General features: G+C 57.5%; 13 protein-coding genes. 8 read left to right on the top strand and 5 right to left on the bottom strand.

All coding sequences use genetic code 11. From position 1 onward, the window contains the following. Window positions 1-2 precede the first annotated feature (2 nt). Genes ABD735_RS17570 through ABD735_RS17560 form a run of 3 tightly spaced genes read right to left on the bottom strand, consistent with a single transcriptional unit; the run spans window position 3 to window position 2,256 of the window. Complete coding sequence (locus ABD735_RS17570) at window positions 3-548, bottom strand: DUF4124 domain-containing protein (RefSeq protein ID WP_344808889.1); 546 nt, start codon at window positions 546-548, stop codon at window positions 3-5. Then, a complete protein-coding gene (locus ABD735_RS17565) occupies window positions 548-1,366 on the bottom strand; it encodes a DUF4124 domain-containing protein (protein ID WP_344808887.1) in 819 nt (272 codons plus the stop codon). The genes ABD735_RS17570 and ABD735_RS17565 overlap by 1 nt, the downstream gene beginning before the upstream one ends. A 23-nt stretch (window positions 1,367-1,389) precedes the next feature. Continuing rightward, window positions 1,390-2,256 carry a DUF4124 domain-containing protein gene (locus tag ABD735_RS17560; RefSeq protein WP_344808885.1) on the bottom strand — a complete coding sequence of 289 codons (867 nt, stop codon included), beginning with the start codon at window positions 2,254-2,256 and terminating at the stop codon, window positions 1,390-1,392. Window positions 2,257-2,386: 130 nt separating this feature from the next. Here ABD735_RS17560 and ABD735_RS17555 point away from each other — a divergent pair, with 130 nt between their 5' ends. The 4 genes from ABD735_RS17555 to ABD735_RS17540 all read left to right on the top strand — a co-directional run bounded on the left by ABD735_RS17555 (window position 2,387) and on the right by ABD735_RS17540 (window position 5,689). Continuing rightward, the gene (locus tag ABD735_RS17555) at window positions 2,387-3,016 is read left to right on the top strand and encodes a DUF4124 domain-containing protein (RefSeq protein ID WP_344808883.1); all 630 of its coding nucleotides are present in this window, start codon (window positions 2,387-2,389) and stop codon (window positions 3,014-3,016) included. Between the two features lie 101 nt (window positions 3,017-3,117). Next, window positions 3,118-4,518 (top strand): ATP-binding protein, encoded by a 1,401-nt coding sequence (locus ABD735_RS17550; RefSeq protein ID WP_344808881.1) that lies wholly within the window; start codon window positions 3,118-3,120, stop codon window positions 4,516-4,518. Between the two features lie 7 nt (window positions 4,519-4,525). Continuing rightward, window positions 4,526-5,221 carry a response regulator gene (locus tag ABD735_RS17545; protein WP_344808879.1) on the top strand — a complete coding sequence of 232 codons (696 nt, stop codon included), beginning with the start codon at window positions 4,526-4,528 and terminating at the stop codon, window positions 5,219-5,221. A gap of 99 nt (window positions 5,222-5,320) precedes the next feature. Beyond that, the gene (locus ABD735_RS17540; RefSeq protein ID WP_344808877.1) at window positions 5,321-5,689 is read left to right on the top strand and encodes a hypothetical protein; all 369 of its coding nucleotides are present in this window, start codon (window positions 5,321-5,323) and stop codon (window positions 5,687-5,689) included. A gap of 116 nt (window positions 5,690-5,805) precedes the next feature. Here ABD735_RS17540 and ABD735_RS17535 read toward each other — a convergent pair whose 3' ends face one another. Together ABD735_RS17535 and ABD735_RS17530 are read right to left on the bottom strand one after the other, a co-directional pair. After that, window positions 5,806-6,279 (bottom strand): YchJ family protein, encoded by a 474-nt coding sequence (locus ABD735_RS17535; protein WP_344808875.1) that lies wholly within the window; start codon window positions 6,277-6,279, stop codon window positions 5,806-5,808. Window positions 6,280-6,353: 74 nt separating this feature from the next. After that, window positions 6,354-7,562 carry a PQQ-dependent sugar dehydrogenase gene (locus ABD735_RS17530; RefSeq protein ID WP_344808874.1) on the bottom strand — a complete coding sequence of 403 codons (1,209 nt, stop codon included), beginning with the start codon at window positions 7,560-7,562 and terminating at the stop codon, window positions 6,354-6,356. 178 nt (window positions 7,563-7,740) lie between these two features. On the opposite strand from ABD735_RS17530, the gene ABD735_RS17525 reads away from it, so the two are divergent. From ABD735_RS17525 to ABD735_RS17510, 4 genes are all read left to right on the top strand, one after another. Beyond that, window positions 7,741-9,306, top strand: coding sequence for a Re/Si-specific NAD(P)(+) transhydrogenase subunit alpha (locus tag ABD735_RS17525; protein ID WP_344808873.1), 1,566 nt, complete (start codon window positions 7,741-7,743; stop codon window positions 9,304-9,306). 10 nt (window positions 9,307-9,316) lie between these two features. Beyond that, window positions 9,317-10,726, top strand: coding sequence for a Re/Si-specific NAD(P)(+) transhydrogenase subunit beta (pntB, locus tag ABD735_RS17520; protein ID WP_344808871.1), 1,410 nt, complete (start codon window positions 9,317-9,319; stop codon window positions 10,724-10,726). 67 nt (window positions 10,727-10,793) lie between these two features. After that, on the top strand, window positions 10,794-10,997 hold the full coding sequence (locus ABD735_RS17515) for a hypothetical protein (protein WP_344808869.1): 204 nt from the start codon (window positions 10,794-10,796) through the stop codon (window positions 10,995-10,997). A gap of 176 nt (window positions 10,998-11,173) precedes the next feature. Then, a complete protein-coding gene (locus tag ABD735_RS17510; protein WP_344808867.1) occupies window positions 11,174-13,024 on the top strand; it encodes a cellulase family glycosylhydrolase in 1,851 nt (616 codons plus the stop codon). Window positions 13,025-13,122 lie beyond the last annotated feature (98 nt).

The raw sequence follows: 13,122 nt of genomic DNA, 5'->3' as shown, positions 1-13,122 counted from the left end.
GGCTAACGCAAGGGCTCGGGCGCAGAGGGACGGGCCCCGTAGGTTCTGGTGTAAACGTGCGGGTCCTGTCGTCTGTCCCAGATGAGTTCGAGCCGGCCATTGCCAGCATTGGCCACGATCGCCGATTCCGGCGGAGGCAGCCGCCGGGCAGCCTTGTCCTCGAAGGTGACCTTGAACACGAGCAGATTGCGTTCGAGTGTCCAGCGCCCTGCATAGGCCCGGGTGAAGAACGGGGTGTAGCCCTTTGGCTGGATCATTGCTGCTTCGACAAAGACTCCACCTGGCTCGAGCACCAGTGAAGTCGACAGACCATGACGCTGGCCGGCCCATGCGCCCTTGACGCGCGACAACAAGGGACCTTCTACTGGCTTGGCATCAAAGTTTGCGCCAGCGTCGATTCTGGGCGGCTCCTGCAAGACCAACTCGCCCTCCTGTTGCGGCGCCTGGTCACCGAAGTGAACCTGGCCTGAGGCATCGGTCCAACGGTAGACATCGGCAGACGCCAGCGTATGCCACAACGCCGCTATGGCAGGTACGATCCACTTCATTATTCGATCTTGATGAAGTTTCGGATATTGCCCTGGCTGTCAGTGACGGCAAAGCCGAGCTTGTTCATCTGCTTGATGGCGAGGCGTTCGGTGGTCAGCGCACGATTCGCGAACTGGCCAAAGGCTTTGAAGTATCGAATGACCAGTGTCTGTTCCTCTATTTCCCAGTTGCCTTCAGCTCGAACATGGTTGATGTTGACCTGGTTTTGCACCCGTTCCTTGCGGACGACAGGAAAGGTGTAGAAGCGCCCAGAGTCGAAGCGGAACTTGGCGACCGGTTTCGACAGATCGGATGCGGACACTTCAGCCCAATCGCCATTCAGCATCTCCTCCTGACTGCTCAGTTCATACCGGCTGTCGGCAAGCTTTCGGAAGGTGTGGATCCGGTCAGTCTGCTCCCAGTACGCTGTGAACTCGTGCGCCGCCACTGACTTGATGGTAAAGGCTGCCGTGCCGCCAGGGATCTTTTCACCAGCAATTCGCAGTGTCGGACCAGTGAGCTGCCATTCACCACGCGCCGTCCTCTCCAGTTTTTCCTCGTATTCGTTCCAGTTCACTTTGGTGTCGTACACCACGAGTTCGTGAAGCAGACTGCCATCCAGCATGTACCATCTGCCTTCAAGCACCTCTTCGATTCTCACGATCTTAGGGGTGTCGACGGAGACTTTCGAGACTTCGGCCTCCTTCAGCACGGCTGGCGGCGGCTGCGTGCCGAAATGCACTTGTCCCTGCGCATCCACCCATTTGTATACCTTCGCGCCTGTGAGCACGCTGCACAGGCCCAGGGCAAATACGATCTTGATCAATTGAGCTTTCATTCAATGTTCTCTAGTCACTACAGTCATTTCGCGCGCTTCAGTTGCACCAGCTGCTGCCCGTCTTCATCCCTGAATTCCAGTTCGTCAAAACGTTTTTTCATGAGGGTCCAGCGTTTCAATTGAGGCCTGGTGTGAGCGACGGGCTCTCGGAGATTGACGACGAAGTCCAGCTCCATGGTCGGCTCTGTCCATGACCACTGGCCGGCCGCCACGAATTTCCAGCTGCCATACTGGCTAAACTTTTCGTAGATGCTGAAATCGTCGTCAGTGAAGCGAATGCGCCAGCCGTTTTTCGACACGTCCTGCCAAAGGCCGCTGACTGACACGGAAAATTCAGACTCCATTCGCGGAGTAAGTTTGCGGTAGACGACGGTGTGGCCGGTCTCGAGAAACACGCTGAACCGGTCCTCAGAAACGGACAGTAGCTCCTGGCTGCTTTTTCCGATCGTCGGCAGTTCGCCATCCTGTCGCTGGAAAATGCTCTGTTCAAGCACGCCACCCGTCACCCGGTATTCGCCTTCTGCCAGAACGGCTTCGTGCACGCCCGAATAGTTCAACGAAAATTCCTTCAGGTTGAAACGGCCATGATTGAGCTCGTAGCGGACGGACTGACCCGTCTCGGGCAGAACGCCCCAGTAGGTCCCGTACACTCGACTGTCGTTTCTGGACACAGCTCCGCGTCCGCCTATCGCCAGCTCCTCGACCTCAACGGTGGGTTCGGCAGCGATCGATTCAGTAGCTGCGGCCGGTGGCGGTGGGGGCGGTGTGGCGCTGTAGTGCGTCTGCCCCTGGGCATCGACCCACTTGTATACTTTTGCCTGCGCCAATGGCGTGACCGCCGTGCTGGCGACCATAAGGAGCAGCAAGGCCTTGCGTCTCGTTTTTTCCACGTACACCTCTCGCACTAGCCTGACTTCAACGCGTTCTACATTGACGATAGTTAATCCCTGCTATATTTCAATGGAAGCACTAATTTTTCGTTGAGGGGGCGCAGTACAGGTGGTATCAGGTGGAAAATGTATGCATGCCAGAGGCGTACTGGTCGTGGCGTGCCTGATGCTCTCCCCGGCGCTGCTGGCGCAGGTCTATACCTGGAAGGATGCTCAGGGGGTCACCCATTTTTCGGCGACGCCGCCAGTGGTCAATAAAGCAGAGGCCGTAGCCGAGGATACCGAGGTCACTACCGTCAAGCTTGTGCCGTCTCTTGTCGCAGAAGCGCGTGGCCATGAGGTTCATTGTGGGCAGCAAACCATGTCGCTCGACCGGACCGGTTTAGAGGACTACCTGGTGTCCTTGGGCAGGAACAAGGGCTTTTACGAGCGAGCCATAGCCGATGGGTCTGCAAACGGCCTGATCGGCCGCTATCGACAGAGCGATTACTACACATGCTTCATCAAGTGGATCGACCGCGAGGCCGAAGCCTACAGTAGCGAATTGACTCACCTGCGAAAGGAGTACGAAGACCACCAGCTTCGCATGACAAACGCGACGCGCGACAAGAATGCAGAGTGCCCGGACTTCAGCGGCACCTTGATCGGGCCTGAGGCGCAGACCTGGTACGCCTGCGACACTCGTCACCGTGGTGCCAGCACCGAAGCCAGGAAGCGGCTTCAACGCCTGCAGCCAATCTCGAATCTCTTTGGATCATAGTTGGGGTAGGGTGGTGGCAACAACTGCGGCCAATCAAGGAAACTTTGTGAATCCCTGCGCTCGCACTGTCGTCCAGGCGATCTTGAGACCATACTGCCAGAATGCCAGTCCGCTTCCGTTCACTCTCCCTGTTTTCGATTCGCGCCAGACTCGCGCTGGTGCTGGCTGGCACTGCCTTGTTGATTGCGGTCGGCTTGTTCCTCGCATTCCAACAGAGTTTTCGTTCCGGTTTCGTCGCCTACCTGAATGATGCTCAGCAAGCACATCTGATCGGCATCGTCGAGGAACTGATCGATCAAGAGCCCGCGGTCACCGACTGGGAACGGCTAATGCGCTCGCCGAAGGCCTGGCGCGAAGCCCTGGCCTCTGCCGGTGACAGGCCCAGGCGCAAGCGAGGCCCTGGACGCCTGGCGCTCTTCGATGCAAATGGCGAACAAGTATTTGGCAGGCAGGCGCCAGAGAACGACTTCATGCAGGCCCCCATCATGGTTGAAGATCAGCTTGTCGGCTACATCGGTGCTCCGGTGTTGCGGCAGGCCAGCAACGCCGCGGATCGCGTTTTCCTCACTTCTCAAACTCAACTGTTTCTGCTCTGGACTCTGGTGGCGATGCTGCTGAGTGCGGCGCTCGCAATACCCGTCGCGGGCTATCTCACCCGTCGACTGGAGCGGATCTCCACCGCGGTCCAGCGGCTGGCAGCCCGTGATTACAGTGTTCGCCTAGCACCAGTGACGCAGGATGAACTCGGACAGCTAGCCGCTCACGTCAATCTGTGTGCGGAAACGCTCTCCCGCTACCAGTCCCAGCAGCAGCGCTGGTTAGTGGATATTTCACACGAGCTGAGAACGCCCTTGAGCATTCTCCGGGCTGAAATTGAAGCCATGATCGACGGTGTCCGGCCGCTTTCGCAAGACGGCCTGGTCTCGCTGCAGTCCGAGGTGCTCATGCTGACGGGGCTCGTGACATCGTTACATCAACTGAGCGTGCTGGAGGAACAGGCAGAGGGCGGGGCGACTGAATTCATGGCTGCCAGGGATCTGATCAATTTTGTGCAGACGAAGCTTGCGAGCCTGGAAGCTGGTGTTTCGAACAATGAGCTTAGGGTCGGGCTTTCCATGCCCGGCCAGAACGACGCGCACAATCGCCTCGTCTCACTGGGCATGGCTCAGATCGAACAGGTCATCAATAACCTCTGGCAGAATACCCGGCGCTACACCGACGCCCCGGGTCGACTGCAGGTCGAGCTGTCACTGACGCCTTCCAGGGTTATTCTCCGCTGGGAAGATAGCGCGCCAGGCGTCTCAAATGACCAACTCCCGCTCGTATTCGACAGACTATGGCGTGATGAGCAGAGCCGCAATCGCGCCCTGGGCGGCAGCGGTCTGGGACTTGCCATCTGCAAGGCGCTCGTAGAGTCAGCCGGAGGCAAGATCACGGCTGGCCAGAGCACGCTTGGCGGCCTGACCATCGTCATCACCTTGCCGCTGCGGCCTTACAGTTGAGGTCATCATGCCACGCATTCTGATCGTCGAAGACGAACCGAAACTCGCCACGGTTCTTCAGGGCTATCTGCAGCAGGCTGACTTCGATTGCGACATCGTCAGCGACGGTGCGCTAGTTCTCCCGGCGATAAAGGCGAGCACACCGGATCTAGTGCTGCTCGACATCATGCTGCCAAATGTCGATGGCATAACCCTCTGTCGACAGATCAGAACCATCTCAAACGTGCCACTCATCATGACGACCGCGCGGGTGGCAGAGATCGACCGGCTCATCGGCCTCGAGACTGGCGCGGATGATTATATCTGCAAGCCCTATAGTCCACGCGAAGTGGTTGCACGGGTGAAGGCGCTATTGCGACGTTCAGCACTGGCGACCGCTTCATCCGAGAGGGTGGGACCAGCGGAGACCTTGAGCCTGGATGCCGAGCGACTACTGGTGCACTTCAATCGCAGCTCGGTATCGCTGACGCAGATAGAGTTCGAGTTGTTACAGGCATTGACGGCGCGACCAGGAGTCATTGTCAGTCGTGACCGCCTGATGACGAGCATCTACAAGGACCATCGAGTCGTCAGCGATCGCACCATCGACAGCCACATCAAGAAGCTTCGCCGCAAGCTGGGGTCCATCATGGGCGCTGCTGATGCTATCGAGAGCGTTTACGGTGCAGGCTATCGCTTCACCGATGGCGTGCCTCCAGCCTGATCCACATTGCTTGCACAGTTCGTCCCTTTTGCTTGCACCGCCCGCGCTTACGCTTGAACTGTCGATCATCAGATGAGTCAGAGACTCACGGAGTCAATTATGAACAAGATCAAGCCAGCCTCACGCTTCGCCGGCATCTCAGCAGCACTCGTGTTGGCTGCCAGTGTCGCCCTCGCGCCAGTCGCCTTTGCCAAAGATCACGGTGCACGCATGGCCGAGAAGCTCGAGATTCAGGAGTCGCAGACGGCAGCCTTTAATCAAGCCATGGCGTCGAGTGGTGAGGACATGAAGGCGCTGCGCGAACAGATGAAGAGCCAGATGGACACCATCCTGGCCGCTCGTCGTGTCGAGCTCTCAGCCGTGCTCGATAGCGAGCAGCTGGCGGAGTACGACGAGATGATGGAAAAGCGCCAGTCGAAAATGCATAAGCGACATGGCAAAAAGGATCATGATTGCAAGAAGAAGTAGCCGAGTGAACGGGGGCTTAACCGCCCCCGTATCCCCGTTCAACTCATACCCCACGCGACGCAAGTTGCCTTTACCCAACCGAAAGTGTGCTTCGCCAGACTCCAGGCTGTCCTTCATCAAATGCAGCACTTCTTGTATTTCCTTCCACTCCCGCAAGGGCAAGGCTCATTGCGGACCGGATTCAACACACCCTGGCTCGTCTTCCCGCGCACGTAGTACCAAGGTCCATCTTCGCGTAAAAAATCGGAACGCTCTTCGAGAAAACCGAAACCAGCTCCCTCACGATGAACGGCGATGAAATGAACCCAGCCCTTGTCAGCCTCGGTACCGCTGCCCACTATCTTCAGCGAGCAATATTCAGGCGTGTTCTTGAGCCCGAGCTTGTTTGGTCTAGTCGAGGGGTGCCAGGTCTCCAGGAGATAGCGGCTGTCTTTCACCACGAACGCGCAAAAGCGCGAACGCATGAGCGCTTCTGGCGACTGTGCTACCGCACCATTGTGTAGTCGCTGACAGCAATCAGTATATTTGGCGCCGCTCCCACAGGGGCAGGAGGCTCCATGTGGGAGTGACGAGGGCGTGGCTGAGTCCAAAGGCGGATCTCCAGGTGATGAATTTCAGGCCATCATGCCACAAGATGCCAGCTCACCTGTCCTGCCCCAGGGTGTTAGCCGTCGGTATCGCCGACGTATGCCACTCGATAGACGACGCCGTTGGAGTCGTCGGTGATGAGCAGTGAGCCATCGGTATAGGTAGCAAGCCCCACCACTCGCCCGAACTGTGACTTCTCGTCCTCCAGCAGAAAACCAGTCACGAAATCCTCAAAGGCTTTTGGTTGGCCGTTTTCATAGCGAATTCGCGCCACTTTATAGCCAACTGGTGTCTGCCTGTTCCAGGAGCCATGAAAGGCTACAAAAGCATCACCGTTATACGCCTCTGGGAATTGCTTGCCGTCGTAGAAGATCATGTCCAGTCCCGAACTGTGAGCCGTGTAAGTCAGCACCGGATACTTCGTCTTCTTCTTGTACTCGTCGTAGCTCGAAGCAGGAGGCTGGTCAGCCGGATTTTCCTTACCCTCACCATAAATGTAGGGCCAGCCGTAATCGGCGCCTTCCTCCAGTAGATTCAGCTCTTCACGTTGCTCCTCGTCGCCCAGCCAGTCGATGCCATGGTCCATGCCCCATACTTGTCCTGTCTCGGGATGCCAGGCAAAGCCCAGGGTATTGCGCAGGCCTTTCGCGAAAATTGTGCGGCTGGAGCCATCGGGCTTCGCCTTCAGGATTGTGGCGTTTTCATCATTGGTTTCGGTACAGGCGTTGCAGGTGCTGCCAATAGAGATATACAGCATGCCATCCGGACCAAACTCTAGCGTACGGTTGCCGTGCTGCCCGCCGTCCGGTAAATCCTTGATGATTCGCTTCAGCTCTCCAAAGCTGCCATCGTCCCTGATGTCTGCCACAAACACTTCGTTGACGGTAGCCAGATAGACCTGGTCGTTCCTGAGCGCGATACCGTGCAGCTGCTTCTTCTGGGCGACTTCCTGACTCGACTCCGATACGCCATCCTTGTTCTCATCACGCAGGAGCGTAACCGTGCCCTGGTCGCGATCCGTGACGTACACGAGGCCTGACGCCGTGACGGCAATCATCCGTGGCTTATTCAGGCCTTCGGCAAACTTCGTGATTTCAAAACCTTCAGGCACTTTCAACTGCTTGATCCGCTCCTCGGTGGCGGGTACGCGGGCGGGTTTGAAGACGTGACCCTCTACGGTAGCCGTGATGGGCTTGCCATCTTCTACCTGGGCCAAGGCTGTTGAGGCGAAGAAAAGAGCGGCGATGCCTGACACTGACAGGTAGCCGGAGGTTATTGTTTTCATGAGCGATGTTCCCTATGCCAAAAATCTTGCTACGCAGGCCGTGGCAGTATGGTCCTCCCAACCAATTGGCTCAGCCAAAAGATTTTGGCTGCTTTTCAAACAAGAACCTTGACGACCGTCGCAACTATCCGCACTCTTTGCACCCTCTTTTATTACGTCTGCTGGAATGGAGACTGTCATGCTAATAGGAGTTCCTCGAGAACGACGGCCCGGTGAGTTGCGTGTCGCACTCACGCCGGAAACTGCCGGACATATAAAGAAGCTCGGTCACGAGCTCATCGTAGAAAGCGGGGCTGGTGCTGGCGCCAACCTGGCCGATGATCTCTACCGCGAGGCCGGAGTGGAAGTCGTTGAGGATGTGCGTGCACTGTATGAGCGCGCTGACATTATCCTCAAGGTTCGCGCACCTGAGCGCGAAGCCGCTGAGATTGGTGATGAAGTGGCCCTGCTTCGCAAGGGTCAGACCCTCGTCAGCTTCATCTGGCCCGCCCAGAACGAAGCGCTGATGAAGGACCTGGCGGAGCGCGGCGTGACCGTGCTGGCCATGGATTCCGTGCCACGTATTTCGCGAGCTCAGAAGCTGGATGCACTGAGTTCAATGGCCAACATTGGCGGCTATCGTGCCGTGGTAGAGGCGGCGAACCGCTTTGGACGCTTCTTCACTGGGCAGATCACTGCCGCAGGTAAGGTGCCACCAGCCAAGGTCATGGTCATCGGTGCTGGTGTTGCCGGTCTGGCCGCTATCGGTGCGGCACGTGGCATGGGCGCCATCGTCCGCGCCTTCGACACACGTCCGGAAGTGGCTGAGCAGGTCGAAAGCATGGGGGCCGAGTTCCTCATGCTGGATTTCAAAGATGAAGACGGCAGTGGCGAAGGCGGATACGCCAAGGTCATGAGCGAGGAATTCATCGCTGCCGAAATGGCGCTGTTCCGTGAACAGGCCAAGGAAGTCGACATCATCATTACCACCGCCCTGATCCCGGGTAAGCCAGCGCCTGAGCTCATCACCACCGATATGGTGGAGTCGATGAAGCCAGGAAGCGTGATTGTCGATCTGGCTGCCGAGCGCGGCGGTAACTGCAAGCTGACCCGTCCCGACGAAGTCGTTGTGCACAGTGGGGTCACCCTGATTGGCTATACCGACCTGCCGAGCCGTATGGCGGCGCAGTCGAGCCAACTGTACGGCACCAACCTGCGTCACTTGCTGACGGATCTGACACCTGCTCGTGATGGCGTGATCAACGTCAACATGGAAGACGAGGTCATTCGTGGCACCACCGTGATCAACAGTGGTGAGATTTCCTGGCCACCACCGGCGCCCAAGCTGTCAGCGGCGCCAAAGCCGGCTGCAAAGAAAAAGCCTGCGCCTGCTGAGACCGTAACAGTTGAGACTGGCAAGAAAAGTCTCATGCAGACCATCACGCCGATGGCTATAGCTGCGCTTGTGTTGCTATTGGTCGGCAGCGTCGCGCCGCCGGACTTCATGAGCCACTTTACGGTGTTCGTGCTGGCCTGTTTCGTGGGTTATCAGGTGGTCTGGAGTGTCACGCCGTCGCTGCATACGCCATTGATGAGCGTCACCAACGCTATCAGTAGCATCATCGTGATTGGCGCACTGCTGCAGATTTCATCGTCATCAGGCGTCGTCATGTTTCTCGCCGCAATCGCCACACTGATTGCCAGTATCAACATTTTCGGTGGATTCCTGGTCACTCAGCGCATGCTGAAGATGTTCAGGAAATAGGGAAGACACTATGAATCAGGGTATGGTTACGGCGGCCTATATCATCGCCGCAGTTTTTTTCATTCTCAGCCTGGCAGGCCTGAGTCATCAGGAAAGTGCCCGACGGGGCAACTGGTTTGGCATCGCCGGTATGGCTATCGCTGTGCTTGCGACCATCATCAGTGATGATGTCACCAATTATGGTGTGCTGATTCTCATGGTGCTGATCGGTGGCGCCATCGGTGCCTGGCTGGCCAAGCAGGTCCAGATGACGCAGATGCCAGAGCTCGTCGCCATTCTCCACAGTCTCGTGGGTATGGCGGCCGTGCTGGTTGGTTTCGCGACTTATCTGGATCCAGAAGCCAGCTATGTCGGTGCCGCGCGCACGATTCACGATGTCGAGATCTTCCTCGGTATCCTGATAGGCGCACTCACCTTTACCGGTTCGGTCATCGCTTACGGCAAGCTCAGTGGCAAGGTCGGCAGCAAGCCGCTCATGCTGCCACAGCGCAAGTTCATCAACATCGGCCTGGCGGCGGGTTCGCTCGTTCTGCTGTTCCTCTTCCTTGGCGCGACTGACGACACCGGAACGGCCACGACCTCTGGCATGATTTTCCTTCTGATCATGACACTGCTGGCCTTCGCCTTCGGTATCCATATGGTCATGGCGATCGGTGGCGCGGATATGCCGGTCGTGATCTCCATGCTCAACAGCTACTCAGGCTGGGCGGCAGCGGCGACCGGTTTCATGCTCTCCAACGATCTGCTGATCGTGGTCGGAGCACTGGTTGGCTCCAGTGGTGCCATCCTCAGTTATATCATGTGCCGTGCGATGAACCGCAAGTTCCTCAGCGTCATCATGGGTGGCTGGGGTGATGCTGCGACCGCTGGTGTTGCAGGCGCCGAGCAGGAGCAGGGTGAAGTCGTTGCTATTCAGGCCGAGGAAGTAGCCGAGGCACTGCTTGACGCCGAATCCGTCGTCATCGTGCCTGGCTATGGTATGGCTGTCGCGCATGCGCAGCATCTGGTATCTGCGCTGGTCGAGAGGATGAAGACGGCGAAGGTAAAAATCCGCTTCGCTATTCACCCTGTAGCAGGTCGTATGCCTGGTCACATGAACGTACTTCTGGCGGAAGCCAATGTACCGTATGACCTGGTACTGGAGATGGACGAAATCAATGAGGATCTGGCGAGTACTGATGTCGTCATCGTCATCGGCGCCAACGATATCGTTAATCCATCAGCGATGGATGATCCGACCAGCCCTATCGCTGGCATGCCTGTACTCGAGGTGTGGAAAGCGAGAATGGTCATCGTATCGAAGCGCGGCATGGCCACTGGCTATGCTGGCGTGGAGAACCCACTGTTCTTCCGCGAAAACACGCGGATGCTCTTTGGGGATGCGAAGGACAGTCTCGGCAAGATCCTGAGCGCGCTGTAAGGCGCACTCAGATAGAGTTCGCGCACTGGCTGCAATGGCCAGTGCGTTTCAAGGTAGGGCATTCACCATGGATGATATCCCGGACGCACGCGATGGCCTCACCTTGGCCGAACGTGTGGTGCTTACCGTCCTCAATGACACTCAGCGTGAACTTCAGGGCCGAAACGTACCTACGCTCATGTTATATGGTCGTGTGGTGGAAGTTCTGGACATGAGCCAGGATGAATTCCAGGCCATCCTCAACCGACTCGGCGTCCGCGGCACCCATTGACAGCTTTTCTCTGTGTCCAAGATCACAAACTCAGCGATATCGCACATTCAGACGAGGCGACGGTTCTTTCCAGCCTGTCAGTATAACTACCAAGCATAACCCCACTTCTGTGCAAACCCGGTTCATGGGCAGATTATCCCATGGCTGTAAGCGCGACTTCAAAAAGGGAATTGACGATGGTAAACAAGCGAACGCCTCAGCAACTCATCTGGGCGACTGTATTCATGACAGCGCTCGCGACACTGCCTGAACTGGTCCTGGCGGCACCACCAGCGCTGTCCGTGTCGGGCTCGACCATTAAAGCTGGTAACAGCGTTGCCCAGCTCAGCGGTATGAGCCTGTTCTGGTCAAACTCTGGTTGGGGTGGGGAGAAATATTACACTGCGGGTTCGGTCGGCGGCGTTAAAAAATTCTTCGGCGGTAATCTCGTGCGGGCCGCCATGGGCGTCGAAGATAGCGGCGGTTATCTGTCCGATCGGGAGGGCAATCTCAGGCGCGCAGAGGCCATAGTCGATGCTGCCATCGCCAACGATATGTATGTCATTATTGACTGGCACTCCCATTACGCTCACGAGCATCAGGCTGAGGCCATCGAGTTCTTTCAGCACATGGCACGGAAGTACGGCAAGAACAGCAACGTCATTTACGAAATCTTCAACGAGCCGAAAAACGATGTGACCTGGGCACAGCATGTGAAACCCTATGCAGAACAGGTCGTCAAGGCGATTCGCGCCATCGATCCGGATAACCTCATCATCGTCGGCACGACCACCTGGTCGCAGGATGTCGATCAGGCGGCGGACAATCCGATTCGTGGCTACGCCAACATCGCTTATACCCTGCATTTCTACGCAGGGACTCACGGTCAGGGGCTGAGGGACAAGGCGGCTTACGCCATGAGCAAAGGTGCCGCGCTGTTCGTGACGGAATGGGGTAGCGTGAATGCTGACGGCAACGGTGGGGTGAACCAGACCGAAACCGATCGCTGGGCTGCCTTCATGAAGAAGCATTCGCTCGGCAATGCCAACTGGGCCTTGAACGACAAGAGTGAAGGCGCGTCGGCCTTTCGTCCTGGTACGCCGACCAACGGACAGTGGTCAGATGGCATGCTGACCGATTCAGGTCGCTACGTGAAGAATCTTATCCAGACCTGGCCGAACAAGACCGGCTCAGGGTCGGGCGGCAGCGATGGTGGTTCTGATGGCGGCACGAGCGGAGGCTACAAGGGTGTAGTGAATCTGCCGGGCCGGATCGAGGCCGAGCACTACACCACAGCTTCAGACAGGTCTGCCGGCAATGCCAGCGCCTCGTCTTCCAACTGCACCTACTACGGCTTGAACGTCGATGTGCAGAACGCCTCCGAAGGCACCTGCAATGTGGGCTGGACCGAGTCAGGCGAAACCCTGACTTACAAGGTGGGCGCAGCTGGCGGGAATTTTGATATCACTGCGCGCCTGGCGAGTGTGAACAATGGCCAGCGGGTTCGTATCGACGTTAATGGCCAGCTCGCTGGGATCGTCTCCACCGATGGTGCAGGGTGGCAGGCCTGGGCCAGCGAAACCATTTCGAACGTCAATATCCCGGCCAATGCCACGGTGAAAGTGACCTTCCTAGATGGCATGACCAACCTGAATTATCTGGACATCAAGCGCGCCTCGACGAGCGGCGGCGGGAATGGCGGTGGCACGGATACAGGCGGTGGTTCAGGCGGTGAGCCGACGAACGGCGCCGTCAGTTGCAACATTGGCCAGAAAGACGCCTGGGGCAATGTGTTCGTGCTGAATGGCGTAGAGGTGAAAAACACCGGGTCCCGGACGCTGAGCAACTGGAAGGTCGCCATCGATTTCGAGCAGCCAGTGCAGGTTAGCGAAAACTGGTCAGCCAAAGTGCTCTCGGTATCAGGCAAGCGGGTGGTCTTCGAGGGCGTCAGCTACAACAGTCGGCTGAACCCCAACCAGGCCACCACCTTCGGCTTCAAAGGCTCACAGAGCGGCAATATCAGCAAAGCCACCTGCAGCGCACTGTAGTCCAATCGCGGGCGTCTGCAATGGACGCCCGCTGACGCTTTCCGACGCCTTTACCTGATTGTCACGCTTTCGTCGGTAAGAACGTCTGCCTGACTCTC

Origin of the sequence: Allohahella marinimesophila (assembly GCF_039538005.1) — a bacterium.
GTDB classification, from domain to species: Bacteria; Pseudomonadota; Gammaproteobacteria; order Pseudomonadales; family Oleiphilaceae; genus Allohahella; species Allohahella marinimesophila.
Note: the sequence above shows the minus strand (reverse complement) of the source record. Positions and strands in the feature narration are given on the sequence as shown.

Excerpts from the sequence above, each read along its gene's own strand:
- ABD735_RS17525 (WP_344808873.1), top strand. The coding sequence starts at position 7,741 with ATGCTAATAGGAGTTCCTCGAGAACGACGGCCCGGTGAGTTGCGTGTC.
- ABD735_RS17565 (WP_344808887.1), bottom strand. The coding sequence starts at position 1,366 with ATGAAAGCTCAATTGATCAAGATCGTATTTGCCCTGGGCCTGTGCAGC.
- ABD735_RS17550 (WP_344808881.1), top strand. The coding sequence starts at position 3,118 with ATGCCAGTCCGCTTCCGTTCACTCTCCCTGTTTTCGATTCGCGCCAGA.
- ABD735_RS17510 (WP_344808867.1), top strand. The coding sequence starts at position 11,174 with ATGGTAAACAAGCGAACGCCTCAGCAACTCATCTGGGCGACTGTATTC.
- ABD735_RS17530 (WP_344808874.1), bottom strand. The coding sequence starts at position 7,562 with ATGAAAACAATAACCTCCGGCTACCTGTCAGTGTCAGGCATCGCCGCT.
- ABD735_RS17540 (WP_344808877.1), top strand. The coding sequence starts at position 5,321 with ATGAACAAGATCAAGCCAGCCTCACGCTTCGCCGGCATCTCAGCAGCA.
- ABD735_RS17545 (WP_344808879.1), top strand. The coding sequence starts at position 4,526 with ATGCCACGCATTCTGATCGTCGAAGACGAACCGAAACTCGCCACGGTT.
- ABD735_RS17555 (WP_344808883.1), top strand. The coding sequence starts at position 2,387 with ATGCATGCCAGAGGCGTACTGGTCGTGGCGTGCCTGATGCTCTCCCCG.
- ABD735_RS17570 (WP_344808889.1), bottom strand. The coding sequence starts at position 548 with ATGAAGTGGATCGTACCTGCCATAGCGGCGTTGTGGCATACGCTGGCG.
- ABD735_RS17515 (WP_344808869.1), top strand. The coding sequence starts at position 10,794 with ATGGATGATATCCCGGACGCACGCGATGGCCTCACCTTGGCCGAACGT.
- pntB (WP_344808871.1), top strand. The coding sequence starts at position 9,317 with ATGAATCAGGGTATGGTTACGGCGGCCTATATCATCGCCGCAGTTTTT.